This window comes from Gaetbulibacter sp. M235, from assembly GCF_043876835.1.
Taxonomy (GTDB): Bacteria; Bacteroidota; Bacteroidia; order Flavobacteriales; family Flavobacteriaceae; genus Yeosuana.
In genome coordinates this window covers 43,643-70,521 of record NZ_JBAWJZ010000006.1, presented here as the reverse complement: position 1 = coordinate 70,521, position 26,879 = coordinate 43,643, and the positions used below count along the sequence as shown (strand labels likewise).

The 26,879-nt window shown below is 30.0% G+C and carries 25 protein-coding genes and 1 pseudogene; 19 read left to right on the top strand and 7 right to left on the bottom strand.

Translation table 11 applies throughout. From position 1 onward, the window contains the following. Positions 1-329: 329 nt before the first annotated feature. The 18 genes and pseudogenes from V8G69_RS10925 to V8G69_RS10840 form a co-directional block, all read left to right on the top strand. Positions 330-3,392 (top strand): two-component regulator propeller domain-containing protein, encoded by a 3,063-nt coding sequence (locus V8G69_RS10925; protein ID WP_394881957.1) that lies wholly within the window; start codon positions 330-332, stop codon positions 3,390-3,392. A gap of 61 nt (positions 3,393-3,453) precedes the next feature. Next, entirely contained in the window at positions 3,454-4,086 is a 633-nt protein-coding gene (locus V8G69_RS10920) for a response regulator (RefSeq protein ID WP_394881956.1), read from the top strand. A 132-nt stretch (positions 4,087-4,218) separates the two neighbouring features. Continuing rightward, positions 4,219-5,391: an aspartyl protease family protein gene (locus V8G69_RS10915; protein ID WP_394881955.1), complete on the top strand. Its 1,173-nt coding sequence runs from the start codon at positions 4,219-4,221 to the stop codon at positions 5,389-5,391. 305 nt (positions 5,392-5,696) lie between these two features. Further along, a complete protein-coding gene (locus V8G69_RS10910) occupies positions 5,697-6,281 on the top strand; it encodes a c-type cytochrome (protein ID WP_394881954.1) in 585 nt (194 codons plus the stop codon). A gap of 90 nt (positions 6,282-6,371) precedes the next feature. Continuing rightward, positions 6,372-7,664 carry an OmpA family protein gene (locus V8G69_RS10905; protein ID WP_394881953.1) on the top strand — a complete coding sequence of 431 codons (1,293 nt, stop codon included), beginning with the start codon at positions 6,372-6,374 and terminating at the stop codon, positions 7,662-7,664. Between the two features lie 17 nt (positions 7,665-7,681). Further along, positions 7,682-8,491, top strand: a complete 810-nt coding sequence (locus V8G69_RS10900; protein WP_394881952.1) for an arylamine N-acetyltransferase — start codon at positions 7,682-7,684, stop codon at positions 8,489-8,491. Positions 8,492-8,519: 28 nt separating this feature from the next. Continuing rightward, positions 8,520-9,689 carry a hypothetical protein gene (locus V8G69_RS10895; protein ID WP_394881951.1) on the top strand — a complete coding sequence of 390 codons (1,170 nt, stop codon included), beginning with the start codon at positions 8,520-8,522 and terminating at the stop codon, positions 9,687-9,689. A 32-nt stretch (positions 9,690-9,721) separates the two neighbouring features. Next, a complete protein-coding gene (locus V8G69_RS10890; RefSeq protein ID WP_394881950.1) occupies positions 9,722-10,402 on the top strand; it encodes a porin family protein in 681 nt (226 codons plus the stop codon). 15 nt (positions 10,403-10,417) lie between these two features. Then, positions 10,418-11,245, top strand: coding sequence for a CPBP family intramembrane glutamic endopeptidase (locus V8G69_RS10885; RefSeq protein WP_394881949.1), 828 nt, complete (start codon positions 10,418-10,420; stop codon positions 11,243-11,245). A gap of 48 nt (positions 11,246-11,293) precedes the next feature. After that, positions 11,294-11,929 carry an FMN-binding negative transcriptional regulator gene (locus V8G69_RS10880; RefSeq protein WP_394881948.1) on the top strand — a complete coding sequence of 212 codons (636 nt, stop codon included), beginning with the start codon at positions 11,294-11,296 and terminating at the stop codon, positions 11,927-11,929. 47 nt (positions 11,930-11,976) lie between these two features. Further along, positions 11,977-12,816: an alpha/beta fold hydrolase gene (locus V8G69_RS10875; protein ID WP_394881946.1), complete on the top strand. Its 840-nt coding sequence runs from the start codon at positions 11,977-11,979 to the stop codon at positions 12,814-12,816. Positions 12,817-12,965: 149 nt separating this feature from the next. Then, positions 12,966-13,214: a hypothetical protein gene (locus V8G69_RS10870; RefSeq protein WP_394881945.1), complete on the top strand. Its 249-nt coding sequence runs from the start codon at positions 12,966-12,968 to the stop codon at positions 13,212-13,214. Positions 13,215-13,428: 214 nt separating this feature from the next. Then, a complete protein-coding gene (locus V8G69_RS10865; protein ID WP_394881944.1) occupies positions 13,429-14,766 on the top strand; it encodes an amidohydrolase family protein in 1,338 nt (445 codons plus the stop codon). 74 nt (positions 14,767-14,840) lie between these two features. Continuing rightward, a complete protein-coding gene (locus V8G69_RS10860) occupies positions 14,841-16,262 on the top strand; it encodes a pyridoxal phosphate-dependent decarboxylase family protein (RefSeq protein WP_394881943.1) in 1,422 nt (473 codons plus the stop codon). Between the two features lie 63 nt (positions 16,263-16,325). Continuing rightward, positions 16,326-17,144 carry a bifunctional helix-turn-helix domain-containing protein/methylated-DNA--[protein]-cysteine S-methyltransferase gene (locus V8G69_RS10855; RefSeq protein WP_394881942.1) on the top strand — a complete coding sequence of 273 codons (819 nt, stop codon included), beginning with the start codon at positions 16,326-16,328 and terminating at the stop codon, positions 17,142-17,144. 62 nt (positions 17,145-17,206) lie between these two features. Continuing rightward, positions 17,207-17,827 carry an FMN-binding negative transcriptional regulator gene (locus V8G69_RS10850; protein WP_394881941.1) on the top strand — a complete coding sequence of 207 codons (621 nt, stop codon included), beginning with the start codon at positions 17,207-17,209 and terminating at the stop codon, positions 17,825-17,827. A 3-nt stretch (positions 17,828-17,830) separates the two neighbouring features. After that, entirely contained in the window at positions 17,831-18,304 is a 474-nt protein-coding gene (locus V8G69_RS10845; RefSeq protein WP_394881940.1) for a DUF1203 domain-containing protein, read from the top strand. 644 nt (positions 18,305-18,948) lie between these two features. Then, a pseudogene (locus tag V8G69_RS10840) lies at positions 18,949-19,137 on the top strand (alpha/beta hydrolase family protein); the annotation flags it as partial. Positions 19,138-19,399: 262 nt separating this feature from the next. On the opposite strand, the gene mnmE reads toward V8G69_RS10840, so the two are convergent. The 6 genes from mnmE to V8G69_RS10810 all read right to left on the bottom strand — a co-directional run bounded on the left by mnmE (position 19,400) and on the right by V8G69_RS10810 (position 25,510). Beyond that, positions 19,400-20,788 (bottom strand): tRNA uridine-5-carboxymethylaminomethyl(34) synthesis GTPase MnmE, encoded by a 1,389-nt coding sequence (mnmE, locus tag V8G69_RS10835; RefSeq protein WP_394881939.1) that lies wholly within the window; start codon positions 20,786-20,788, stop codon positions 19,400-19,402. Between the two features lie 12 nt (positions 20,789-20,800). Continuing rightward, positions 20,801-21,631, bottom strand: coding sequence for a S1 RNA-binding domain-containing protein (locus V8G69_RS10830; protein WP_394881938.1), 831 nt, complete (start codon positions 21,629-21,631; stop codon positions 20,801-20,803). Positions 21,632-21,717: 86 nt separating this feature from the next. Then, entirely contained in the window at positions 21,718-22,056 is a 339-nt protein-coding gene (locus V8G69_RS10825; RefSeq protein WP_394881937.1) for a DUF2853 family protein, read from the bottom strand. A 94-nt stretch (positions 22,057-22,150) separates the two neighbouring features. Continuing rightward, a complete protein-coding gene (gene menD, locus V8G69_RS10820; RefSeq protein WP_394881936.1) occupies positions 22,151-23,911 on the bottom strand; it encodes a 2-succinyl-5-enolpyruvyl-6-hydroxy-3-cyclohexene-1-carboxylate synthase in 1,761 nt (586 codons plus the stop codon). Between the two features lie 49 nt (positions 23,912-23,960). Then, positions 23,961-25,124, bottom strand: a complete 1,164-nt coding sequence (locus V8G69_RS10815) for a chorismate-binding protein (RefSeq protein WP_394881935.1) — start codon at positions 25,122-25,124, stop codon at positions 23,961-23,963. Continuing rightward, positions 25,085-25,510, bottom strand: a complete 426-nt coding sequence (locus V8G69_RS10810; protein ID WP_394881934.1) for a PaaI family thioesterase — start codon at positions 25,508-25,510, stop codon at positions 25,085-25,087. Before V8G69_RS10810 ends, V8G69_RS10815 begins: the two co-directional genes overlap by 40 nt. A 78-nt stretch (positions 25,511-25,588) precedes the next feature. Here V8G69_RS10810 and V8G69_RS10805 point away from each other — a divergent pair, with 78 nt between their 5' ends. After that, positions 25,589-26,161, top strand: a complete 573-nt coding sequence (locus tag V8G69_RS10805; RefSeq protein ID WP_394881933.1) for a GNAT family N-acetyltransferase — start codon at positions 25,589-25,591, stop codon at positions 26,159-26,161. Here V8G69_RS10805 and V8G69_RS10800 read toward each other — a convergent pair. After that, positions 26,158-26,847 (bottom strand): SGNH/GDSL hydrolase family protein, encoded by a 690-nt coding sequence (locus tag V8G69_RS10800; RefSeq protein ID WP_394881932.1) that lies wholly within the window; start codon positions 26,845-26,847, stop codon positions 26,158-26,160. The two genes, V8G69_RS10805 and V8G69_RS10800, sit on opposite strands and share 4 nt — an antisense overlap. Positions 26,848-26,879 lie beyond the last annotated feature (32 nt).

Sequence of the window (26,879 nt, the reverse complement as noted above, 5' to 3'; positions counted from 1 at the left end):
ATACAATAAAACTAATTTGTTCTATCAAATTTGAAATTGTGTCTCAACAAAAAATCTCATTTTGGATTGCCAAATCTTTCTATATAATTTGATAAAAGTTGAAAAAATTGAAGAATTATAGTAATAAATTCATAAATAGTCTTTGGTTTTATAATGTTTCTACTTTATCGAACACAAAACCCTTAATTTTTATATTGACAATATTTATATTTACTAAATGAAGTATCATAAACCTATGTCGCTTAAAGTTATATAACATAAACATGTGGTTTTAAGTTTTTTCATTTATTGAAAAGAATGTTTTTGTAATTTTACTATAAAAGCAATAAATGGTTCGTGTTATCTTTTTGTGTATTTTGTTTGTTATTAACCTTTCAGCAATTGGTCAAATACAAAATGTTTATAACCGAATTTCAACTACTGAAGGTTTAAATACAAATAAAGTTAACTGCATCTATCAAGACAAAAAAGGTTTTTTTTGGATTGGAACTCAGAATGGAATTCAAAGATTTGACGGTCGTAAATTTATAAACTTTAGAAGTAATGGTCTTACAAAATCATTGCCTCCTTACAGCATAGATCAGATATTGGATGCTGGTAATAATAAAATGTGGATAAGGCAGGGTAGTATTGTTGGTTTATTCAACCCAATTACTTTTGAATATTCTAATATACCAATAGAGGACTACCATAAATACTCTAGCTCAGGAAATATCAAACTGGTTCGTGATAGTAGGGATAATACATTTTTATGTTTAGAAAAATATGAGCTCCTCTGGTATGATCAAGAAAATAATAAATTCACTAAAAATAACCTACCAATTAAAGTACCCGATGGGTGGCCGGTTAGTGATTTATATGAAGATACTTTAAGAGATGATTATTGGATATGCAGTGCTAAAGGTTTAGCAGTATATAATCATAAAAATAAATCCATCAATTACCACAATCACAATCAGGAAAAAATAGCATTTTTTGAAAATCAAAATTTGTTATTTGTATATAATTTTTATATTGACAAATCCAATACCTGGTGGATTTTTTACTGGGATTATAATCCTTTGGATGAAAGGGCAAAAATTATTCACTATGATCCTAAAAAGAATCAAGTTATTCCTGATACAATTGACTTAAAGTCACATTTACCTGCTTATTATGAGTTATCTTGGGTTTTTGAAACTAAAAAGGGAAATATATGGTCTGGAGGACTAAACTCACTCCTTAAATATGAGCCCGAATCAAAAGCATTAGTTCAATATAAAAAGTCTACTCCTTCAGATTTTGATATTAATTGCAGAAAAATAAATCAAATGTACCAAGATCGTGAAGGTAACATTTGGATTTGTACAGATAACGGGATTTATATATTTTCTGAAGACAATGCTATCTTCAATTATACTTTTGATAAAAGTGAATTGAACAATAATTTAACGGTGACATCTCTACTTGAAACAAAAAATTCAAAAAATTGGATAGGAACTTGGGGTAATGGAATCTTTTTACTTGACAACTATGTAAAGGAAATTAAAAATAATCTATATGAGTCAATACCCATACAAAAGCATAAGCAATATTCTCAGGTTTGGGATTTATGCCAGCATGAAGAATCGGGACTTATTTGGGCAGGTTGTCAAGGTGGCTTTTTAATGATTTTCAATCCAGACACAAATAAGCCTTTAGAACTATTGAACCTGCCAATATTTGAGAATTCAACAATTCGTCAGGTTCTGGAGGATAAAGATGGAAATCTTCTTTTTGGAACTCAAAGTGGACGCCTCATTAAGTGGACAAAAGGAAGTAAAATTATTAATGAAAGTTTTGAAATTATTCATGAGTTTAATACCAGTATTTTTGTTCTTTATAAGGACAATGCAAATCGTATCTGGATTGGAACGCATAAGGCAGGTGTATATTTAATGGATCCTATTGGGAAAAATGTGATTTCACATTTTATGGAAAAGCCTTATACAGATTTGCCTCCAATTGGACTTGGTGTAGCTGATATTGAACAGTATAATGATAGTATTTATTTCGTCAGTAATGGATTTCTAAATATCATTAATTCTAATACTGGTGACTTTAAAACACTTACCCAATTAGATGGACTAGCAGGAGCAGAAGTCTCTAGAATGTTATTGGACAATCATGAAATTCTATGGTTCACTCATAACAACGGTATTGGAAGCTATAATCATGAAAAAAAAGTATTTGCTTCTTACAATGAAAGAAACGGAGTTATTTTCGGCAATAAATCAATTTTTAGTAAATTAAAAAAGAGAAATGGTGAGTTGTGGTTCGCTGGAGAAAATGTATTATACAAATTTAATCCTTTCCAACTAAATGTTGATAATGTTCCAAATGAAGTGACATTAACAGGTTTTAAAATATTCAATAAATTCATTCCCCTTGACTCATTACTTTCATTAGATAAAGTAAAACTGAAACCCGAACAAAATTCATTTACAATTTATTTTTCATCATTAAGTTATACACAGCAGTATAATCTTGTATATTATTATAAACTTGAAGGAGTAGATAACGAATGGGTTAAAGCAGGGCGTGAACTTGCTGCAAATTACACCGTTTTACCACCTGGTAATTATAATTTTAAAGTTAAATGTGTTAACCAGCAAAGTGACAAATTTACTGGCATCACCTCTTTAAGTCTGTCAATTTTACCGCATTATTACCAAACTTGGTGGTTCACAATTCTTGTTTTACTTGCTGTAAGTAGTTTAATATATTTTATTTATCATCAACGCATTAACAAGTTATTGGCTGTTGAACGTATAAGAACTAAAGTTGCTCGTGATCTTCATGACGATATTGGCTCGACTTTAAGCACAATAAATATCCTAAGCTCAATGGCAAAAAGTAAAATGATTACAGATCCTGTTAAGACAAGTTCATATATAAGTAAGATAACAGATAATAGCCAACAAATGATGGAGGCTATGGATGATATTGTATGGAGTATAAAACCAGATAATGACAGCATGCTAAAAATTGTAGCTAGAATGAGGGAATATGTCTCAGGAATACTTGAACCAAAAGATATAGAAATTAATTTCAATATTGAAGAAAGAGTACTTGATATTAGATTAAATATGGAAGCAAGACGTGATGTATTTTTAATATTTAAAGAAGCTGTAAATAATATAGCTAAATATTCTTCTTGTAGTAAAGCGGACATTGAGTTAAAATACAAGAATCATAAGCTTATAATGATTGTAAAAGATAACGGGAGAGGATTTGAAGTGCTTGAAGCAGATGGAGGAAATGGTTTAGGAAACATGAAAAAGAGAGCAGAGTCATTGCAAGGAATAATAGAAATAAAAAGTCAACAAAGTTTTGGCACGGAAGTTATTTTAAATATTCCTGTCAATACATGATTTTCACATATTTATGTGTGTTTTGATTGTTAATCAATTTGTAATTTTGTAACAAAAAATTATGATAAGAGTGCTAATTTATGAAGATAATCCACAGCTAAGAGAAGGCTTAACAATGCTCATAGATGGAAGTGAAGGGTTTAATGTAGTGGCTTCTTACAAAAACTGTAACAATATTTTAAGCGAATTAAAAACATGGGGGCCAGATGTTCTTTTAATGGATATTGATATGCCTGGAGTAAATGGAATAGAAGGGCTCAAAAAAGTAAGAGAAATTAACCAAGAAGTTAAGATTTTAATGCTTACTGTTTTTGATGATAATAAAAACGTATTTGAGGCCTTAAAGAATGGGGCTAATGGTTATTTGTTAAAAAAAACACCACCAGCAAAATTGTTAGAATATATTGGAGACGTAGCTTCAGGTGGAGCACCAATGACTTCATCTATCGCTACACAAGTTCTTAAAATGTTTTCAGAATTACCTCAACAATCAAATAACGAATATAATTTAAGTGAACGTGAAAAACAGGTTTTGCAATTTCTTGTAAATGGTTACAGTTATAAAATGATTGCTAATGATATGTTTATAGCCATTGATACGGTTCGTTCTCACATAAAAAAAATCTACGAAAAACTTCATGTAAACAGCAAGAGCGAAGCTGTGGCTAAAGCCTTTAAAGATAAATTACTATAAATAGTTGTAGAAGGAAGCAAAAAAGATGTGATTTAAATTCACGTTTTTTTTGCTTTAGGGTTCAACTTTCACTCTTTTATGCGATTGCAGAACATGTAATAACATCTTTTATTTGCTGAGATAATTTAAAAAATGAAAAATCTAAAAGCACTCTATTTGGTAGTAATGATTTGTTTCTTTTGTAAAGCTCAAGAACAATCTATTGCCATTGTCCCACTTTTACAACAAGGAGTACATACCTTTATTAAAGTTAAAATAAATAATTCTGATAAAAGTTATGTATTTCTATTTGATACTGGAGCTGGTTCATCTGTAGCGTCTTTATCATTAGCAGATGAAACTAAATTAATCAAATCAAGTGAAGAAGTTGTTTTAGAGACTGCCGGAGGTGTTAGCACTGTGCCTATTTCACATGACAACATGTTGCATTTAGAAGGTTTAGATATCAATAACATAAACTTTTATATAGATGATATTTCGCATATAACTTTTCAAGGGGAAAAGTTGGATGGTGTTATTGGTTATGAATTATTAAAGGATTATGTAACTCTTTTAAATTATGAAAAGAATCAATTAGAGTTTTACCCATCTAATACTAAGGCTTTTGATACTTACATTTCGGTACCTTTTACACTAGTTGAGGATTTACCAACGGTAAGTTTAAGTTTTACTACAACAAGTGGTAAAACCTTTGCTGGAAATTTTTATTTTGATTCTGGTGCCGGTTTTTCTTTGAGCGTCAATTCTTCATTTGCAAAAAAACACAACCTTTTAAATGAATTTGATAAAAAAACCAAAATTCCAGTTATGGATGCCTCAATGTCCAATAGTTTTGAAAATTATATGGCAACTCTTAATCAATTAACATTGTTAAATTATTCATTTAATGATTTACCAATGTCTGTTTCAATGGCGAAATCAGGAGCCTCTTCGTCTGAAAAAATAGATGGAATTTTAGGAATTGATATTGTTAAAAGATTCAATGTGGTTTTGGATTATAAAAAAACTAGCCTGATTCTTTTTCCTAACAGTCATTATAGCAATCCGTTTAATTTCAATTTAACTGGTTTAAGTTTAAAACAGAACAAAAACGAAATTATAGTAAATTATGTTACTGAAAATTCACCTGCTTCTATAGCAGGTTTTCAAAAAAATGATGTTATTATTGGTATTGATGGAATGACTTGTGAAAACACTTCAGATGCTAGAAAAATATTAAATGATTCCAATAAAACCTTTACTGTTGAGATTAAAAGGAGAGACAAGAAGGAAACATTATCTTTAAAACCCAAAAGATATTATTAGAGTTTAATAATTTGATCTTAATATGATTTGAATAAAAAGATGTGAATTTTTATCACATCTTTTTATTTTTTTGAAGATGATTTTCACATTTTCATGTTATTGTCAAACTTCGATATTGATATGTTCTTTGTATCCTTAATTTAATATATCCATTTATAAATACAAGTAGTAAAAATATTTTAATAACACAACAAAAAGAATAGTAAACTATATAAAAAAAAGCAATAAATATTGTAACAATGTTTTATGACTGCCGTCATTACATCTGTTAGAAAACAATCATCAATCAAAAAACGAATAAAATCATGAAAAACAACATTTTTAAATTAGTTACAGCAATTACAGTTCTAATTATTTTAGGATGCAATAACTCAAACAATGAAAAAAAAGATTATCAGAACAATGCAACCTTGCAAGATCAAATAACAAGAGGAAAGTATTTAGTAAATACAATTGGATGTAATGATTGCCACTCTCCCAAAATCATGACAGAAAAAGGTCCTATTCCAGATCCTAACAGGTTGTTATCCGGGCATGATTCAAATGAAGCATTACCTCCTTTTAACCCAGAAACAATTAAAGGTTATGTTTTGTTTAACATGAACAGTACGGCAGTTGTAGGTCCTTGGGGAACATCTTTCGCTGCAAATTTAACTCCAGATGCAACAGGTATTGGGTCGTGGTCTGACGAACAATTTTTAAGAGCTATGAAACAAGGAAAGTATAAAGGCCTTGAAAATAGCAGACAACTATTGCCTCCTATGCCATGGCCTTCCTACTCACAAATGCCTGATGAAGACATCAAAGCCATTTTTACATATTTAAAAAGTATAAAACCTGTTGAAAATATAGTTCCACAGCCAATAGAGCCCCACAAATCTAAAGTATAACTCCATTTTTATTATAGATATAAACTCCCCTTTTGGAGCCAGACTATTTATGTCTAAAAATAAAAAAATCATTTAATTATAAAACTAACAATGAAATATTTAGTGCTACTTATGTGTATTCTTTTATCTCAAATAATACAATCTCAAAGCTTGTTTAAAAAGATAAAGGAAACCGCTAAACAAACTTCAGAAAACGTTATTTTAAATAATGCAGAAGAGAAAACCACAAATACTTTAGACAGTGCTTTTTCTAAGAAAAAATATAAAAAGTCTTCAAAAAATGAAGATAAAATAGCACATCAAACAGATTCGGTAAAGCCAACTTTTTTAAAGCAATATTCTAAGTTCGATTTTACTCCTGGAGAAACGGTTGTTTACTACAGGGATTTTGTAGAAGACAATATAGGAGAACTCCCAACGGGTTGGAACACCAATGGATCTGGCGAGATGGTAACTTTTAATAATCTATCTGGAAATTGGTTAAAATTAATGCAGAATTCAACCTTTTTAACAGATAACACGTCTTTATTTGAAGAAAACTTCACAGTAGAATTCGAACTAATGTTTAATAGTCTTGGAGATGAGATTGCCTATTACCCAGCTTTTTATTTTGGTTTTCTTTCCTCTGGAAAAAAACCTTCTAATCACAATTCGCTTTTAGGGTTTCCTGAAGAAGATTTCATAACTAAGGTATATTTAGGATTGATTAAGGATGGTAATGGAAACTCAATATTGCAGCTTGAAAGTTTAGAAAACGGAAGTGAATATTTTAAATCAGAATTAAAGTTATTTCCAAAACTAGAAAAATTGGTTGGAAAGCCTATCCACATAGCCATTCAGGTTCAAAAAGAGCGTTTCCGGTTTTGGATAAATGAAGATAAGGTCTTTGATGTTCCTAAGGCCATTTTAACATCTCATAAAATTAATCAATTGTACTATCAGGTAAGTAATTCTGGTCTTTCAGATGATACGGTTGGGATTTTTATTTCAAATATACGTGTTGCCAAAGGTATTTCAGATTTAAGAAAAAACCTTTTAAGTAAAGGGTCATTTTCTACATCAGCTATACTTTTTGACACTAATAAAGCCTCCATCAAACCAGAGTCTTATGGTATTTTAAATGAAATAGGAAATATCCTTAAATCAAATCCAGAATTAAATATTGAAATTGTTGGACATACTGATAATGTTGGAAATGAAGAAGACAATTTGATTCTTTCACAGAAAAGGGCAACTTCAATTAGCACCTTTTTTAATACTCAATTCAATATTAAAAAAGAACGTATGAAAACGTCTGGTAAGGGAGAAAAAATTCCTATTTCAGACAATAATACAACTGAAGGAAAAGCCAAGAACAGGCGTGTAGAATTTATAAAAATTTAATAGTTAATAATTAAATTATGAACTTAGAAAGAGTAAGAGGCAGAATTCAATACTTTGGTGAATTTAAACCCACTTATGATGTTTTAAACAATTTGCAAAAGCAGTTTTTATTGCATGTTCCTTTTGAAAATCTTGATATTCATTTAAATACCCCTTTAGACTATTCATCATCACATGTTTATAATAAAATTATTGAACAGCATAGAGGCGGCATTTGCTATGAAAACAATAGTCTTTTTTATGATATTTTGAAAGCTATTGGTTTTGAGGTAAACTTTATAAGTGGTGAAATGTTTAAGGGACTACCGCTTAAAAATGATTCCAATTATATGCACATGGCCTTATTGGTTCGTATTGATGATGAAATATATTTGGTTGATGTGGGTAATGGTAAATCATTTGGTAGTCCTATTCCAATAATAAAAAAGATATTTTCAAGAGGAGAAGACTCACATTATATAGTTAATGATTTTCAGGATATTAAGGCATTGTATTTTAAAGATTCCAATGGAGAATTAACCCCTAGATATGTATTTGATTTATTTCCTAGAAAGCGAGAAGACTTTAAACAAGCCTGTGTCTTTATAGAAACCTCACCAGAATCGGTTTTCCTTAAAGGAACATTAGCTTCAATTTATCAAGAAGAAGGGAGAATAACCTTAACTGGTCCAAAACTTATTAGTACTAAGGGAGAAAATAAATTGGCTACTTCAATATCTTCAAAAGAAGAGCTGAACACCATTTTAAAAAGTAAGTTTAAAATTGCTTTAGAAGATGTACAACTTGAGTTATTACATAAAAAAACGGCAGAAATCCTCATACTATAAAAAAGCAAAATTTAAAACAAACATCATCATGAAATTATCATTCACAATTTTATTTTTAATAATCACAAACAGTATTTATTCACAACAATCAAAGCCATCAATACTAGGAAACGTAGATTTTTATGTACTATTAAAATCAGCTCCTGTATTGCAATCAACCCCTGAAGCTGCTTTTGAATACGCTTGTAATAAAGATATCAATTGTCAAGGTGAATCTCAACTAGAAACTCAGTATGAAAATTTTAAGAAAAAGATGGAAATGTACTCCAATCAATTAGCGTCTTCGCTTGAGTCCAAGGCTCAAGACTTTTATGGTAAAAAAGGACGTGAAGGATTGTATAACGATCCAAAAAAACAAGTAAACCAAAATGAATTGATACAACAAATGGGTGGAGTAGATAAGATTAGCCAAATGAGTGAAAAAGAACGAGAAAAAGCAGCTAAAAAAGCTCTAGCCAAAAACACTTCAGCTTCAACATTTAGTCCCTTTTCTGAAGCAGAAATGCAACGTATGATGAATGACCCTGATTATGCTAAGCAAATGGCAGCGAAGTATAATAATATGACTGAAAAACAGAAAGCAGATTTGGTTAAAAATCAACTAGAAACAAAGAATGTTGATGTATCGAATAGTGAATTTGAAATGCAATCAAAGCAAAAACAAAATGCTAAAAACACGATAGACATTAACACTTTTGTCAGTAAGAACTTTTCTAAAATATCAGAAGCTTTTAAAAGTTATCATTCAGCAATTGAAAAATTACGAAAAACAACTGGTAATCATGATGAATTGAATAAAAGTTATTCAGAATTATATAAAAAAATACCTCTGATAGTTATGGGAGAAGGAAAAATTCCTGATCCAGAAAAGGTGAAAAATTTAAATATCAAATACGCATTAAAACACAAGGAAAGAGCCTCATTGGAACTTTCACAAGTGCAAGTTGAGTACAAGCATTTAATAAATAGTGTCAATGAATCAACTAATGATTACTATTCTTTTTTAGATAAAAATGAATATCGAGTAAATAGTAAAATGCAGAGTATATATACCGGTACAAATACAGAAATGTCATTAGCTCAAATTGAATTAAATATTAGTGAGTCCATAAGTAAGATTGCAGAAATAAGTTATTCTGAAAACTCAACAGCTTCAAGACATGAACAACAATATCAATACGTTTTAAATGAAAAATAAATTATAATCTATTATCAATCGAAATTACAATCATGAAAAAAAGAATCATTTTAGCAGCAATAACTTTATCAAGTATTTCATTAAAAGCTCAAATTAAATATGGGGCACAGTTACACGGAACATTAAATACGGCATCATTTACAGCAGAAGTAGATACATCACCAGAAAAAAACTGGAAGTTTGGATATGGAGGAGGTCTATTTGCCGAAATTCCAGTTTCAAGAGCATTTTATCTAAGACCATCTATTAATTACCTACAAAAGAGGTCTAAACTAACCGAAGAATTTATAATTGAAGGAGGAAATACCACAACCCAAGAGTCTCGTATACACATTAATTATATAGAGGTTCCTTTTATTTTAATTTATAACATAGATACCAATTCAAACAAATGGTATGTGGGTGCAGGCCCCTCTTTTGGATATGGTATTTCTGGTAAAATAGAAGTATTTCAAACCACTCATATTGGTTCTCAAACCCAAACAGATTTTTATGATGCAAAAGCTTTTAAAGATATTGAAGATGGTGGTGCTGGATTTAAGCGTTTTGACTTTGGACTTAATGCTGTAATAGGCATGCATGTTTTAGAAAAAGGAATGATTCAATTAGGATACATTCATAGCTTATCTAATATTGCTAATAAAGATGATTTTCAAGGAAACAAGTATAATAACAGAAGTATTATGTTAACCTTGGGTTATAGGTTTAAGTAATTATTATAAATCATTATGAAAACAAAATTAACAAAAGCGACTTGGCTTTTTTTAATAGCCACAACAGTATTTAGTTCATTAATATTTATCATTGGAGGTTCTTTAATCAAATTTATTATGCTTGTCCCAGGTATATCAGCTATAATAGCAACTGTTTTTACAAATAGAAAATGGAGTGCCTTTGGATGGAAGTTTTCCATAAAATATGCATTGCTCTCCTGGTTAATACCTATTCTTTATAGTGCTTTGGCTTATGTTATAATTTGGTTGACAGGTATTGGAGATGTCCCTAATCCGTTGTTTATAGAACGAGCTAAACTAACTATTGGATTAGAATCAGATTCCACTTTTCAAGTAGTTACAATATCCTTTTTTTATATAACAATTTTCATGTTGATTCCTGCCGTAATTTTTGCTTTGGGAGAAGAATTGGGATGGCGTGGGCTTTTGTTTCCTGAATTAAGTAAAAACTTTTCATTCTTGAAAGCTGCAATATTAAGTAGTTTTCTTTGGGCCATATGGCACTTACCCGCAATGCTACTAGATAATTACGGAGTAGAAGAAACACCTTTTGCTTTTCGTTTTATTATGTTTCTGTTACTGGTAGTCTTTACAGGAATAATTATGTCTTGGATATGGTTAAAATCAAAAAGTGTTTTGGCTGTGGCCATCTTTCATGCCAGTCATAATGTAGTGATTCAAATGTTTTTTGATAGGATTACTTTAGATAAGGAATACACCAACTATTTTAAGGGAGAGTTTGGCATTGCTTTAGTTATTACAACTCTTATCTTTGTTTATTTAGTTTTAAAACTTGACAAATCTTTTATTAAGAATCAATAAGCCCAACACTAAAACTGAAATTTTAAAGATTTTGTAAATAAAAATAAAATGTATATTCCAAAGCATTATTTAGAATCAGATAAAGAAGAAATCATAAATTTCATCAAAACGTATAGTTTTGCTACTATAATTACTGTTGAAGATAACTTTCAAACGGCAACACACTTACCTTTTGTAGTTACACAAACTGAAAATGAGATTATTTTAACTGCACATTTTGCAAAGGCTAACTCACAATGGACAGAAATACTTAACAATAAAGTTTTAGTTATTTTTAGTGAACCTCATGCCTATATATCTCCAAAGTATTATAATTCAAAAATGAATGTACCAACATGGAATTACGTTTCTGTGCATTTATATGGTACAGGCAAAATAATTACAGAACAAGAACAATCTCTTGATTTAATGGAAAAAATGATTGTTAATTTTGAGGAAGACTATAAAACACAGTGGGACAGTTTACCCATAGAATACAAAACAAGAATGTTAAAGGGTGTTGTTGTTTTTCAAATTACAGTTACAGACATTCAAGCAAAAAAGAAATTAAGTCAAAACAAAGAAAAAAGTGAAAGACAAAGAATAATTTCAGTATTTGAAAAAAGTAACGATAATAATGAAAAATCTATTGCTGAATTAATTAAGAAAAATGAAGGTAAAAATCAACTGTATAATAAAGAATAACTAAATATTTTTTAATTTCTTATTCATTTACTTCATAAATATTTTATATGAAAAAAATAAAACTTCAAGTAAATGAAGGTTATACAATTGTTGTCAACCAATTTACACCAAAAACAGATAATCAAAAAGTAGTTATCATTGTACCTGCAATGGGAGTTAAACAAATCTTTTATGAACGTTTTGCGAACTTTTTAAAAGAACAAAATTATACAGTTTACACATTTGATTACAGTGGCATTGGTGAGTCAAAATTTCATTCCCTTAAAGATTATGAGAAGTCAATATCAGATTGGATTAATTATGATTTTGAAACAGTAATACAGTATGTTAAGCTAAACCATTCAGCATCAAAATTAATTTTAATTGGTCATAGTCTTGGAGGACAAGTAATAGCACTAAATAAATACAGCTATTTAGCTTACAAAATAATTTTAATAAGCTCGCAATCTGGATATTGGAAGTTTTGGAAAGGAGTTAATAAATATATAATGCTGTTTTATTGGAAATTATTTTTCCCAATAGTGGTAAAATATTATGGTTATTTACCTTCAGATAAATTTAGTAGGATGGAAAGTTTACCAAAAGGAGTAGCAACCGAATGGTCTAATTGGGGTTTAAAACCGAATTATTTTTTACATTACATCTCAGAAGATTCACATTTCTTTAATAAGATTAATTGTCCCATTTATAGTTATAGTAGTAGTGATGATACTTATGCTCCGAAAGACTCAGTTGATTGGTTAGCATCAATTTTCAAAAATTCAACAGTCATAAAAAAGCATTTAAATCCTAATGATCTAAACTTAAATAAAATTGGTCATTTTGGATTTTTCAAAGAGGAAAATAAATTCACCATCTGGAATTTAATACTTAATGATATTGAATAAATTAGAATATTAATCTAATCCATAGCTTTTTAAAAACTATGCATTGCAGAGTAGTTTTACAATAAAAAACAACAATATTTAAATCTAAAAAAACAGTGATTTACTTAACACAATTTATTTTTATAAATGAGGGAAAAGAGAGAGAATTCATGGAATTTGAAAATTTTGCAATACCTCTAATGGAAAAATACAACGGAAAAATAATTTACCGAATTCGACCTAAAAAAGAGAATTTCATTTCTGAAACAAGAGAACTTCCTTATGAGATTCACTTTATGTCATTTGATTCTAAACAAGACTTAAATGATTTTATGAAAGATGACAGTAGGAAAAACTTCATACATCTAAAAAACGAATCCGTATCATCAACGCTAATGGTGTTGGGAGAAAAAATTTAAAAATTCAACTTTATTTAAATAATTTTAATCGATAAAAAATGAAATCGCTATTAACTTTTACTTGATGAATAACTAGAAAGCTATATTTAAATACATTTCAAATGAAGGAGAATGTATTTTATTTGAATATGCAATTGATGTGAAATCAAGTAAATTTTTAGACATTTGGGTTGAAACAATTTAATAAATATCTAAACGAAATAAGAATCATTTTATGAAAAACTATTTTTTCTCTTTTATTTTCATCCTAACAACTTTAACACCTAAATCTTTTGGTCAAAACAAGGATACTATTTTAATTGAAAATGTTAATATTATCCCTATGACCAAAGATGTTGTGCTCCATAACCAAAGAGTTCTAATTTCAGAAGGTAAAATTATAAATATTGAACCGCGTTTATCACCGTTTAAAGTTAAGGTTAGTTTAACCATTGACGGAACAGATAAATATTTAATTCCTGGCTTATCTGAAATGCATTATCACTTCAGGAGCAATGACATAGTAAGTGACTTCAAGTTATTAGTTGCAAATGGAATTACCACTGTAAGAAATATGGCAGAGTTTGATGGCCAAGATCAAATAGCAATACGACAAAAAGTTACCTCAGGCGAAATACTAGGCCCTAATTACTTTACTACTGGACCCTATTTAAAATCAGAACAACTACGGACAATCGAGGATGTGAAAGCTGTTGTGAAAATGCATAAGCAAAGAGGTTATGATTTTTTAAAGATTGCAGACAACTTGCCTCTAAATATATATCTAAAATTGCTGGAAGAATGTAAAAACTACAAAATTCCAGTAATTGGACACTCTCAAAGGAGCCTGCCACTTGAATACTCCTTGAGGATGAAATCTATTGAACATATTGAAGAATTCCTTTATTTAGCAGATGAGAATAATAATTCCATTTTTAAGCAAAGTAAAGATGAATTAAATGTGTTAGCTAAACAGTTGTATGAAAGTGGAGTTTATATTGGCACCACCCTGGTTATCTTTGATTTCATAAAGAATTGTCTGGTCGATGAAAAATTCAGTGCATTTAGTTTGGATAGCCTTGTTAAATATCTTGCCAAAAAAGAAAGGGAAGACTTTCTCTCAGAGAGAAATGATTATCGTAAACTTAAAGACCGTGAGTTCGATGGTATAAAAGCTCCCATTTTATTCAACACATACTTTACTTGGATGAAAGCTTTCGCAAAAATTTTATCAGACAACAAGGTTCATTTACTAACCGGAAGCGATACATATGGAATGGGCATTGTTGGGTTTTCATTACATAAAGAGTTTATATTTCTACAAGAAGCTGGTATTAAGCCCTATGATATTTTGCTGGCCAGTACTGTTAATCCGGCAAGATATTTAAATAAATACTCGGTAGAAGGAACTATTACTGAAGGGAAAAATGCAAATCTGGTATTACTGAATAAAAACCCTCTTGATGATATACAAAACACGAAATCTATCGAGGGTGTTTTTTTAAAGGGTAAATGGTTTGATAGGCAAGCATTGAATAAAATGCTCAAAGAGGTTGAAATTGCTTTCAGATAATTCTTGACTGACAAGTATTGTCCAATCTTCCAAAGTGATTAAGAAATAAAAGTAATATAGTAAAGCATAAGAAAATGAAGAAAACAAGTATTCAAAATGAAATGTTTCTAGAAATTAGAGATAAAGAATTATTTAAACAAGTTCAACAATATTCTTTTGATTATTTAGAAAATGTTTTTGACCGAAATGTTTATCCTACAGAAGAAGCACTAAATGATTTATCTAAATTTGATGAAGAGCTACCTCTTTTCTCAACAAAAGCTGAAAAAGTACTTGAACAATTAAATCAATATGGAAGCCCAGCAACAACTGCAACATTAGGCGGACGTTTTTTTGGATTTGTTTGCGGAAGTGCTCTACCAATAGGTCTAGCTGCAAAGAATTTGGCAACATATTGGGATCAAGCCCCTGCTATGAATGTTCTTTCTCCAATAGGAAGCAGATTAGAATCTGTTGTAGAAGGCTGGTTAGTAGAGTTATTTAAATTACCTAAAGGTACTGTGGCTGGTTTTGTTAGTGGTACTTCCGCAGCAAATTTATGCGGTTTGGCCGCTGCAAGATATCGAATCCTCAAAAAGAATAACTGGGACATTAATAAAAAAGGATTATATAATGCCCCAAAAATAAGAATTGTAGCAGGTAAACAAGCTCATTCTACAGTTTTAAAAGCTATAGGTATTTTAGGCCTTGGGCAAGAAAATATTGAGTGGGTTGATGTTGACAATCAAGGAAGGATAATACCTGAAGCAATTCCTGAATTGGATGAAAACGCAATATTAATTTTACAAGCTGGTAACGTTAATAGTGGTTCATTTGACGACTTCGAAACCATTTGTAACAAGGCACAAAAGGCAAACGCTTGGGTTCATATAGATGGTGCATTTGGACTTTGGGCTGGAGCTGTAGATGAACTAAAACATTTAACTAAAGGGATTGAAAAGGCAAACTCTTGGGCTGTTGACGGCCACAAAACCCTTAATACACCTTATGATTGCGGGATAGTTTTATGCGAAGATAAAGAAGCTCTAACTTCAGCATTACATATGTCTGCTAGCTATATTATAGAAAGCACACAAAGAGATGGAATGTTTTATACCCCTGAAATGTCTAGAAGAGCAAGAGTTGTTGAATTGTGGGCAATAATGAAATACTTAGGAAAAGCAGGAATTGACAAAATGGTCTTGACCATGCACGAGAGAGCAAAACAATTCTCATATGAAATTAGTAAAATAAACGGATTTTACGTAGATAATGATATTGTGTTTAACCAAGTTATTGTTAGATGTGATAACGATAAAATTACAGAACGAGTTTTAAATAACATTCAAAACCTGCGGGAATGTTGGCTTGGTGGCTCAGTTTGGTTTGGTAACAAGGTTATGCGCATTAGTATCTGTTCTTGGGCCACAACTAAAAATGACATTTCTAAATCTGTAAAATCATTTCAAAAGGCCTTAGAGTTAGAAATAACTAATGCTAACAATGTAAACCGTTAGAACACATTACGAAAAAGCAACAATCAGATTGATTAAGAGATAAAATAAATTGATTTTTGCAATATGGAAAATAAATATCACTACGATATAGTTGAAAAGGCTATTAATTATATTAAAAACTACCATTTTGAACAACCATCTTTAAAACAAATTGCAAATCATGTTAATTTGAGTAAGTTTCATTTTCAAAGAGTTTTTAGAAAATGGGTTGGAATTAGCCCCAAAGATTATCTTCAATTTATTACATTAGAAAAAGCAAAAGAATCCTTAAGAGAAGGACAATCTACTTTAGAAACTTCATATAATATAGGCTTATCTGGAAATAGTAGATTGCACGATTTATTTATAAAAATAGAAGCTTGTACACCCGGTGAATTTCAAAAAAGAGGAAAGAATTTAAAAATTCATTTTGGAGAAATTGAAACACCCTTTGGCAATGCCATAATTGCTGAAACTGAAAAAGGAATTTGTAGCTTTTCCTTTGACAATTTGAATATAGAAAAAATAAAATCAGACTATCATCAAGCCATTTTTATAAAAGGATTGTCAAAGAATGGAAAGTTAGTACAAGAATATTTTGAAAATTGGGAAGTTCCCCCTACTCCAATTAGTCTAGATTTAGTTGGAACGCCTTTCCAAATTCAAGTATGGAAAGCATTGCTTCAAATTCCTTCATCAAAACTTCTTGCCTATCAAGATATTGCTGAAATAATAGAAAACCCTAAAGCAGTAAGAGCAGTTGGTACTGCGATAGGAAAAAATCCAATAGCATACTTAATTCCTTGCCATAGAGTAATAAAAAGTGATGGTAATGTGGGGAATTACAGATGGACTTCTGAAAGAAAGATTGCAATAAACAGCTACGAGGCCATAAAATTATAATAATAGCAAGAATCAGATTGTTGGCTTCCTTTTAATATGGAATCTTTGCATAAAATAATATTATGTGGATACCAGAAAAATATAAGGTTGAAGACAGTAAAACCATAAAAGCTTTTATAGCTTCAGTTGGATTAGCAACATTGATTACTATGGACAATAACTTTCCTGTTGCGACACATACTCCAATAGAATTAGAATATGATGACAATGGAAATCAAGTATTAAGAGGACATATTGCAAAAGCAAACCCACAAAGTGAAAAATTAAAAACCCAACCAAATGCCTTGGTTATTTTCCATTCTCCTATCCAACATTACATTTCATCATCTTGGTATGATAAACCTAATGCACCAACTTGGAACTATATGTCTGTTCATTTATATGGTAAAGTTTCAATACTAAATGAGGATGATTTATGGCATTCAGTAGATAGACTAACTCAACGACACGGAAAAATAAGTAGATGCCCAATTTCATTACAATCATTGCCAAATAACATTCAAGGTATGCTAAAAGGAGTAACTGGTTTTGAAATTCCAGTAGATAAAATAGAAGCATCATTCAAATTAAGTCAGAACAGAACTAATAAAGACTATGAAAATATCATTCAGGAATTAACTACACTCAATACTCCATTATCTAAACTAATGTCTCAAACTTTAAAACAAACTAAAAAAATATAACTTATGACTATAAATTTTAAAATATCAGCAATTGAAAATAATTATAATCACTTGTTCAACCTAAATGAAGAAGAATTAACAGCCAAAGGTGCTGTCAAAATGATAGTAGACGAAAAACCCGGATATCCTTGTCGAGCAAGTCTTGAAGATGCAGAAATAGGAGAAGAAGTTATATTATTTCCTTTTCAGCATCATAAAACCAATTCCCCTTATCAATCTAGCGGCCCAGTATTTGTGAGAAAAAATGCAAAAAGTCCAAACCTAGGCGTTAATGAAATCCCAAAAATGCTATTACACAGACTTTTGTCATTAAGAGTATACGATAAAAACGGAATGATGATAGATGCTAAAACTATTGAAGGTAAAATACTTAAAAGTGAAATAGAAATAATTTTAAAGAACAACTCAGCAGACTATATTCAAATCCATAATTCAAGTCCAGGTTGTTATAATTGCCAAGTTAACAGAGTAGAATAAAAATGTGACATATAATGCATATAAAAAATAGCCGTTAAGAGCTAAACTTAAAGTTTGTTTCTTTTCTGCTATTTTTGTTTCAAAACTGAAAATTAGTGTATATTAATATGTTATGAAAGGAGAATTACGAAACTATTATTTGAAAATTCATACCAGAGTTCATCAAATTTTTAAAGTTTTTAAATTATTAATGTGGATGTATTAGTCCAAATTTATTTAAACTATATCACCAGGCCATTTACCCTTTTAAAAATGGAGATGAACAGTAATTGTAAATAGTTTGAAAGTAGAAAAACACATTGATTATAATTTAAATAATAATGCATCTTTTAACATAGATCAATATCTTAATAAAAATGGTTTTATACCTTAACACTCAAATTATAGGAAAACTCAAAGAGAGAATGATGAATTAAATTGGGATTGATTCCATTTTTAATAAATGAAACCCTCCAAATATTAACCATTCGATTGAAGATAGACCTGAAATGGAAACAAATGTTTTATCAGAGTTAATTCCAAATTATGCAGATAATAAAGACGCTGAATTAGAAAAAAGGTCGGCAATAAAATGGGCTGATAAATTCCCGAAAGATGCTCCGATACTTATGTTACACGGAAGTTCTGATTGAAGAGTAAAACCAGAACAAAGCTTAAATATGGCTTTGGCATTTGAAAAATACAGAATTCCTTACAGACTAATAATATTTGAAGGTGGTGACCACGGAATTTCTGAGCACAGAAAGGAAGTTAACGAACAAATTCTAAAATGGTTTGATAAGTATTTAAAAAACAATGAACCTTTACCAAATATGGAATATCATGGAAGATAAAAACTGTGTACAACAATGGCTATAAATAAATGTTAGTTTTAGCTAAACCAACTTTAGTTGCTCGTTTGTTAGCTACTGATTTTCCTTCGGACACGAGTGTAACGAACTGGCGTAAGCAAAATCCTAACCTTGATTATTAAGCAGAAAAATTTTTATACTATACTTCTAAACTATCTTATGCTGACATCATTATATATTAAAAACAATAATTTTTATCCATTTATAATTGGGTAGTTGATTTGGTTTGTGGTATTTTGTGAAATTACTTCCCGATGCAGAAATTAGCAAAAATATTTCCTAGTAAATCATCGTTGGTAATCTCGCCAGTGATTTCACCAAAATGATATAAGGATTGACGAATGTCGATTGCCATTAAATCCCCTGAAAGACCTGTATCTAATCCATTTTTTACCTTTTGAATTTCTTCAAAAGCTTTTAAAAGCGCATCATAATGACGAGAATTGGTGATGATGGTTTCATTATTTCTTAAAGCACCCGTATTGATTAATTTGAGAAGTGAATTAGTTAATTGTTCTACACCAAACCCAGTTTTAGCTGACAATAACATGATTTCAGGAATTTCAGCTTTCATCATTTCAATTTGGGAATCGTTGATTTGATCTATTTTATTAGCAATAACTAAGAGTGGTTTCTGAGGATATTTGTTTTTAATTTTTTCAAGTTCTACTTTAAATTCTGTGCTATGAACTTTAAACTGAGTACTATCAAATAAATAAATAACAACTTGAGCTTGATCAATTTTCTCAAATGTTTTTTTAATACCTATACTTTCAACCACATCTTTAGTTTCCCTAATACCAGCTGTATCAATAAAACGAAATCCAATACCTCCTATTGAAATTTCATCTTCAATGGTATCTCTTGTTGTCCCTGCAATTTCAGAAACAATGGCTCGTTCTTCATTTAATAATGCATTTAAAAGTGTTGATTTTCCTACGTTAGGTTCTCCAACTATGGCCACAGGAATGCCATTTTTTATTACGTTACCAACAGCAAAAGAATCTATTAATCGTTTTAACACAAAGGTAATTCGTTCTATTAAGGCTTTAAATTGAGTTCTATCAGCAAATTTAACATCTTCTTCAGCAAAATCAAGTTCTAGCTCAATTAAAGAAGCAAAATTTAAAAGTTCTTCGCGAAGTTTAGCTATTTCAGAAGAAAATCCTCCACGCATTTGCTGCATGGCTATTTGATGGGACGCTTCGTTATCACTGGCAATTAAATCTGCAACTGCTTCTGCTTGACTTAAATCTAATTTTCCATTTAAAAAAGCTCGAAGCGTAAACTCTCCAGCTGATGCCATTCTGCAACCGTTTCGAAGAAATAATTGAATGATTTCTTGCTGAATGTAATGAGATCCATGGCACGAAATTTCAACAACATTTTCACCTGTGTAAGAATTGGGGTTTTTAAAAACCGAAACCAACACCTCATCAATAGTTTTATTACCATCAATAATGTGTCCTAAATGTATAGTATGTGTTGCTTGCTTACTTAAATGTTTTCCAGAAACTGAATTAAAATGTTTTTCCGCAATTGTTATAGCATCTTTTCCAGATAATCTTATAACGGCAATGGCACCCGCACCAGAAGGGGTTGCTAAAGCCACTATAGTATCTTGATATATCATGGTTAAAAGGGCTTATAGTAAATAAATTCCGTCTTCTTTTATTTCAATAAGACGTTGTTTATATAGAGTACCTACAGCTTTTTTAAAATTCTTTTTACTCATTTGAAGTGCATCTTTAATAGTTTCTGGATCAGATTTGTCTGTAAGATTTAGGTAACCTCCATTATCGTGCAACTCATGCATGATTAAATCTGCATTAGGCTCTATATTTCTGTAGCCTATTTGACCTAAAGAAATATCCAATTTATTTCCTGGTCTTATTTTCTTTACAATTCCTTTTAATCTATCGCCAATACTTAAATCTTTAAATATGGAATCTTTATAAATTAGCCCTGTATGAACTTTATTTACTATTACATTCATACCAATTTCTGAAGGATGAGAAACTATTAAATCTACCTCATCAAACTCATTAACAGTTAGGTTTTTGTTATCCAGAAAGTTATTTGTTTTACTAGTGGCCACTAACCTATTGGTTTTTTCATCAAGGTAGCAATATACCAAATACCATCCGCCGGGTTTCATTTTAAAGGCCTGTTCTTTAAAAGGGCAAAAAAGTTCTTTAACCAATCCCCAATCTAAAAAAGCACCATAATCGGTTACTTGATTACATCGCAATAAAGCAAAATCATGCAATTTAATATAAGGTTTATCTGTAGTTGCAACTAGTCGCTCTTCGTTATCTAAATACACAAACACATCTATTTTGTCCCAAATTTTAAAAGCTTCTGGAACATATCTGTTTGGCAACAATACTTCATTGCCTTCTTCATCTGCAATATAAAGACCTTGTACTGCTTCCCTAATAATTTCTAATGTGTTTGTTTGCCCTAAATGTATCATGCTGCAAAGGTAATGATATTCATGTTTTTTAAATAAAAAAGCGTTGCTATATTGCAACGCTTTAAAATATTATATTTCAGCAATTATTAATAAACTGATTCTTTTTTGAAATGTTTAGTTAATAAATAATAAACTACTACCCTATATTTATTTCTATTTGACTTACCGTATGTTTCCATAACTGAAGCAATACCCTTATCTAAATCAGCACTGTCTTTTAATCCAAGTTTTTTAATTAAAAAATTATTTTTTACAGTTGCTAATTCAGACTCATCAGTACCGGAAACTGTTGAAGAATCAGCATTATAAATTGATGGTCCGCAACCAATAGTAACTTTAGTTAATAAATCCATATCTGCAGTAATCCCACATTTTTCTTTTAAATCAGCTGCATATTTTGCAATTAACTCATCTCTTTTGCTCATAATAAATGTTTTAAGTTTTATAATAAATTAAGTAATTTTAAATATAACTATTATGAAACAAACAAATAAAAAAGTCACATTAATTTTTTGTTAATTAAGCTAAAAAGTCAAAATATTTCAAAAGAACTTCATCATTAACTGTTCTTGGAGTAAATACTTCAAGTAATTTAGGAGTTTCTGAATCTAAATAAAAAAACTGCAGTTTGTTTTTTAATTGTCTTTCCGTTTTGGCACTTAAATACTCAAAACCATACATTCTACTTAAGTGTTTAGCATTTAAATTGTGCTTTGTTTCGAAGTAATCATCAAAATTTTGTGTGTTTTTTTGACCTGGTAAAATTCTAAAAATACCTCCACCTTGATTATTTACTACAATGATTCTAAAATTATTAGGAATATAATTGTTCCATAATCCGTTACTATCATATAAAAAACTTAAATCACCCGTTATGAAAATAGTTGGTTTTTTACTAGCTACAGCAAATCCTATTGATGTACTTGTACTGCCATCTATTCCACTTGTTCCTCTATTACAATAAACTTCAAGTGTTTTATTTAAATTGAACAATTGCGTATATCTTACAGCAGAACTGTTACCTACTTGAAAAGCATAATCATTAGGAATTGATTTTAGCAGAATATCAAAAACTTTAAAATCTGAAAAAGGGATTTTTTTTATGTATAAATCATGCTTTAACAATCTATTTTGTTTAACCAAAGTCCAAATTTCTTTATAATCACTTTTTACATAGTGTGTTATTTTTGGCAATAGTGCTTCGAAAAACTGATTTGGTGTTGCTTCTATATGAAGGCTTAAACAGAAAAAAGTGTCATTAGCCCTTTTCTTATCAACATGCCAATGATGTTTAGGTTGAAATTTTCTTAAAAAGGCCTTAATTTTTTTTGAAACTATTAATCCTCCAAAAGTCAATAAAACTTCAGGTTGCAATTGCTTTTTTTCATCTTCGGTTAATGGTGCTATTAGTTGATCAATACTAGGAAAAAAACTATCATCATGAAGATTTGATAAAGTTTCTGTAAATACAATAACACTATCATCTTTTGTAATTTCATTTAACCACTTCTGTTCAATTTCGTTGGGTCCATTAACCCCTACCAAAATCATTTTTTTTGAAGCAGAATTCCAATATTCATAACACTCTTGCATAGTATAAGAATCAATAGGCTTATACTTTGTTGGAATTTCTATTTCTTTAGGTTCAACACTCAGTTTTTCGACGGTTTCATAAAGTGGTTCATCAAAAGGAATGTTAATATGAACAGGACCTTTACTAATTATTGCTGTGTTAATTGCAGTGTTAATCTCAAATTCATTATGTGTTTGAATGTCTTTTTGAAACCCTAAAAAACGCTCTAGTTTATCTTCCAAATTTTTCATAATTGGAAGATCTTCAGTAACAGGAATATTTTTCTCGTCTTTTAAATCTAGTTTTAAATTAGCCGAATGTAAAATGTGGTTTGCAAATACATATTTTTGGTTAATAGTCTGTCCGTCACCAATATCAATTAAATGTTTTGGTCTGTCTGATGATAAAACCACTAAAGGAATATCACTATAAAAAGCTTCTGAAATTGCTGGATAGTAATTTAACATAGCACTACCAGATGTACATAAAACAGCTACAGGATGTTTGATTTTTTGAGCAATTCCCAATGCAAAAAATGCCGCACAACGTTCATCTACAATACTGTAGCATTTAAAATAAGAATCGTTTGTAAACCCAATTGTCAAAGGTGCATTTCTGCTTCCGGGTGAAATTACAATATGCTGAATGTTTTTTACCTTACAAAGTTGAATTACAGTTTGAGCAAGAGGGATTTTGGGATATATCATGATTATTTTTTCTATAGCAAAAATAAGAAATAGGCTTTATAAAAACCTATTACAAAATGTTTTTAATCACCCTTGATTTTGAAACGGTTTCCTCCCATTCCTTTTCAGAATTAGAGGCTTCTGTAATGCCTCCACCTATATAAATCAAAGCTTTATTATCTTTAATTTGCATACAACGTAAATTTACATACAACTGACTGCTTTTTTTAGTAATTGAATAAGCTCTGTTTTCTATATTTCTTTTACTTGATTTTGGACTAATCTTATTTTCAAAATTAAGTTCACCCAAATAACCGGTATAAAACTCACGATTGTAAGGTTCATTATCTAATATGAATCTCTTTGAAGGGACTTTAGGCATGCCACAAACAGCTGGTGTAGGATGTAAAACAGACAGAATATGCTTCAAATTAAATGTTTCAAGTTTTAAACTGGCTTTTATCATGGTTTTTAAATGCACCAAATTACCAGCTTTAACCGTTTCAACTTCAGACACTTGTAGTTTTTGCACTAAAGATTCAAGATTAGCAATAATAAAATCGGTTACAATTTGCTGTTCGCGTTTTTCTTTATCTTCCCAAAACACATCTAAAGTTCCTTTATATTCTTGTGTGCCTGCCAATGCCATCATTGAAAATTGATTGCCTTCAATTTTCATTAAGGTCTCTGGTGTAGCTCCTAACCATAACCCAATTTTTGGATGATACCAACAATAAACAAAAGCAAGCGGATAATTATTTAAAAGATTCTTAAAAATGTCGATAAGATTAAATTCTGAAACGCTTACTGTTTCTTTTCTTGACAACACTACTTTTTGAAAAAGATTGTTTTTTATTGAATTTATTCCTTTTTCTATAAGTTTAATATGTTGTTGTTTATCTTCTTGATTTAAATAAAAAATACTTTTTTTAGATTTCTCCTGAGCTTTATCAAAATATGAAGTTTCAATTTTATCAGCACTTTCCAAAGGCATTAAAATTCCTTTTTCCGAATCATCAAATGGTGCAAAAACAAAACCAACTTCACTATAACTTTCAACATAATGAATGTCATCATTGAATTGTAAAAGCGCCTTAATTTCTAATGTATTAGGCTTTCTATAAGCTACAAATGGTAATTTATTTTTAAATTGTTTTTGAATGGTTTCAAAAAACATATCAGAAGTAAACAAATCTATTTCTTTTTTGGTAATGAAATGGTTGATAATCTGCAAACCGATATCAAATTATCAAAATCATCAGTTATTTTAATATCTAGTAATTGTGTAGTCCTTCCTTTATGCAAAAAGGTTGCCTTAGCATAAACAAAACCTTCTGTAACACTTTTTAAATGATTGGCTGTGATTTCTATACCACGAACAAAAAATTCATCTGTATCAACAAAAATATGTGAAGCAAAACTTCCAACACTTTCAGCTAAAGCTGCTGTTGCACCACCATGAAGAACACCATCTGGTTGATATACTCTTGAGTTTACAGGCATTTTAGCTGTCAAAAAATCACTTCCATAATCAACAACTTCAATATTTAAAGTTTCCATTAAAGTCCCTTTACATGCAGAATTTGCTTCAGCTAAAACAGCTTCTTTATTTAATTCCATATAAATAATGTATTTTTAAATCTGAAATGTAAAAGTACAAAACCAAAGCTTAATATGAATCTTTGATTAGAGCGAATTATGAAAGTTCCAACATTAGAAAATGACCGTGTAAAATTATCATTGCTTGATTTAAGTAATTACAAACATTTATTGCCAATAGCCCAACAAGAAAACTTAATACAATATTCTCCCAGTGATATTTCAACCCCAGAAAAATTAAAAGAATATGTAGAAATTGCCGTAGATGCTTATTATCATAAAAAGGCTATTCCATTTATAATTTTTGATAAAACCAAAAACACATATGCCGGCTGTACACGCTATATGAATATTAATTGGAATTATAAGGTTCTAGAAATTGGATCAACTTGGATTGGCAGAGAGTTTCAGGGAACTGGCTTGAACACGCATACAAAATTTTTAATGTTATCTTATGCATTTGAAACCCTTAATTTTGAAAAAGTTGAATTCAGAATTGACGAGCGTAATATTCGTTCAAGAAAAGCTGTTGAAAAATTGGGCTGTAAGCTTGAAGGCATTTTGCGGAAGAATGTTTACTTAAAAGATGGCTTCAAGCGAAACACCTGCTGTTATGGTATGTTAGAAGAAGAATGGAAAGTTATAAAAGAAAAAGTTTTTAACGCTTTTTAATTTTGATTAAAGATTTTTTTTAATTCTTTTTCTAAAAGCGGTTCCATTATTAAGTACCCATTTTTGTTTGGATGTACAGTATCTAATCCCAAATCCTTTTTCAGTCCTTTAGATGAATCTACCATAGCAGAAAAATAATCTACATAAACAATGTTTTTTGCATTAGCATAAGTTTCTATAAGACTATTAAGTTTTATTATTTTTTCAGCAGGTTCTAAACCTGGTCTCCATGAAAAATCTATAGCGGGAAGAACAGAACACAACACAACTTTAATGTGATTTACCATTGCTAGTTCTGCCATAGATTTAATGTTTTCTGCAATCATTTCTATAGAAATTGGTCCTGTGTTTTGAGCAATATCATTTATACCCGCTAAAATAACTACAACGGAAGGTTTTAAATTTATAACGTCTTGCCTGAAACGCAACAACATTTGCGACGTTGTTTGTCCGCTAATTCCTCTATTTATATACGGCTTTCCTTCAAAAAATTCTGGATGAAATGTCAGCCAGCTTTCAGTGATTGAATTCCCCATAAAAACAACGGAATTCTCTTTAACACCTGAATTCATTAACTGATTGTTTTCATTTTGAAATTTTTGAAGATTTGCCCAATCTTGAGCATTGGCATTTTGATTCACAATTAGCAAAAAAACAGCTAATAAAATAAACTTAAAATACTTCATAACACAAAGGCTATTTAAATAAAACTCTTGAA

Excerpts from the sequence above, each read along its gene's own strand:
- V8G69_RS10925 (WP_394881957.1), top strand. The coding sequence starts at position 330 with ATGGTTCGTGTTATCTTTTTGTGTATTTTGTTTGTTATTAACCTTTCA.
- V8G69_RS10920 (WP_394881956.1), top strand. The coding sequence starts at position 3,454 with ATGATAAGAGTGCTAATTTATGAAGATAATCCACAGCTAAGAGAAGGC.
- V8G69_RS10915 (WP_394881955.1), top strand. The coding sequence starts at position 4,219 with ATGAAAAATCTAAAAGCACTCTATTTGGTAGTAATGATTTGTTTCTTT.
- V8G69_RS10910 (WP_394881954.1), top strand. The coding sequence starts at position 5,697 with ATGAAAAACAACATTTTTAAATTAGTTACAGCAATTACAGTTCTAATT.
- V8G69_RS10905 (WP_394881953.1), top strand. The coding sequence starts at position 6,372 with ATGAAATATTTAGTGCTACTTATGTGTATTCTTTTATCTCAAATAATA.
- V8G69_RS10900 (WP_394881952.1), top strand. The coding sequence starts at position 7,682 with ATGAACTTAGAAAGAGTAAGAGGCAGAATTCAATACTTTGGTGAATTT.
- V8G69_RS10895 (WP_394881951.1), top strand. The coding sequence starts at position 8,520 with ATGAAATTATCATTCACAATTTTATTTTTAATAATCACAAACAGTATT.
- V8G69_RS10890 (WP_394881950.1), top strand. The coding sequence starts at position 9,722 with ATGAAAAAAAGAATCATTTTAGCAGCAATAACTTTATCAAGTATTTCA.
- V8G69_RS10885 (WP_394881949.1), top strand. The coding sequence starts at position 10,418 with ATGAAAACAAAATTAACAAAAGCGACTTGGCTTTTTTTAATAGCCACA.
- V8G69_RS10880 (WP_394881948.1), top strand. The coding sequence starts at position 11,294 with ATGTATATTCCAAAGCATTATTTAGAATCAGATAAAGAAGAAATCATA.
- V8G69_RS10875 (WP_394881946.1), top strand. The coding sequence starts at position 11,977 with ATGAAAAAAATAAAACTTCAAGTAAATGAAGGTTATACAATTGTTGTC.
- V8G69_RS10870 (WP_394881945.1), top strand. The coding sequence starts at position 12,966 with ATGGAATTTGAAAATTTTGCAATACCTCTAATGGAAAAATACAACGGA.
- V8G69_RS10865 (WP_394881944.1), top strand. The coding sequence starts at position 13,429 with ATGAAAAACTATTTTTTCTCTTTTATTTTCATCCTAACAACTTTAACA.
- V8G69_RS10860 (WP_394881943.1), top strand. The coding sequence starts at position 14,841 with ATGAAGAAAACAAGTATTCAAAATGAAATGTTTCTAGAAATTAGAGAT.
- V8G69_RS10855 (WP_394881942.1), top strand. The coding sequence starts at position 16,326 with ATGGAAAATAAATATCACTACGATATAGTTGAAAAGGCTATTAATTAT.
- V8G69_RS10850 (WP_394881941.1), top strand. The coding sequence starts at position 17,207 with ATGTGGATACCAGAAAAATATAAGGTTGAAGACAGTAAAACCATAAAA.
- V8G69_RS10845 (WP_394881940.1), top strand. The coding sequence starts at position 17,831 with ATGACTATAAATTTTAAAATATCAGCAATTGAAAATAATTATAATCAC.
- mnmE (WP_394881939.1), bottom strand. The coding sequence starts at position 20,788 with ATGATATATCAAGATACTATAGTGGCTTTAGCAACCCCTTCTGGTGCG.
- V8G69_RS10830 (WP_394881938.1), bottom strand. The coding sequence starts at position 21,631 with ATGATACATTTAGGGCAAACAAACACATTAGAAATTATTAGGGAAGCA.
- V8G69_RS10825 (WP_394881937.1), bottom strand. The coding sequence starts at position 22,056 with ATGAGCAAAAGAGATGAGTTAATTGCAAAATATGCAGCTGATTTAAAA.
- menD (WP_394881936.1), bottom strand. The coding sequence starts at position 23,911 with ATGATATATCCCAAAATCCCTCTTGCTCAAACTGTAATTCAACTTTGT.
- V8G69_RS10810 (WP_394881934.1), bottom strand. The coding sequence starts at position 25,510 with ATGGAATTAAATAAAGAAGCTGTTTTAGCTGAAGCAAATTCTGCATGT.
- V8G69_RS10805 (WP_394881933.1), top strand. The coding sequence starts at position 25,589 with ATGAAAGTTCCAACATTAGAAAATGACCGTGTAAAATTATCATTGCTT.
- V8G69_RS10800 (WP_394881932.1), bottom strand. The coding sequence starts at position 26,847 with ATGAAGTATTTTAAGTTTATTTTATTAGCTGTTTTTTTGCTAATTGTG.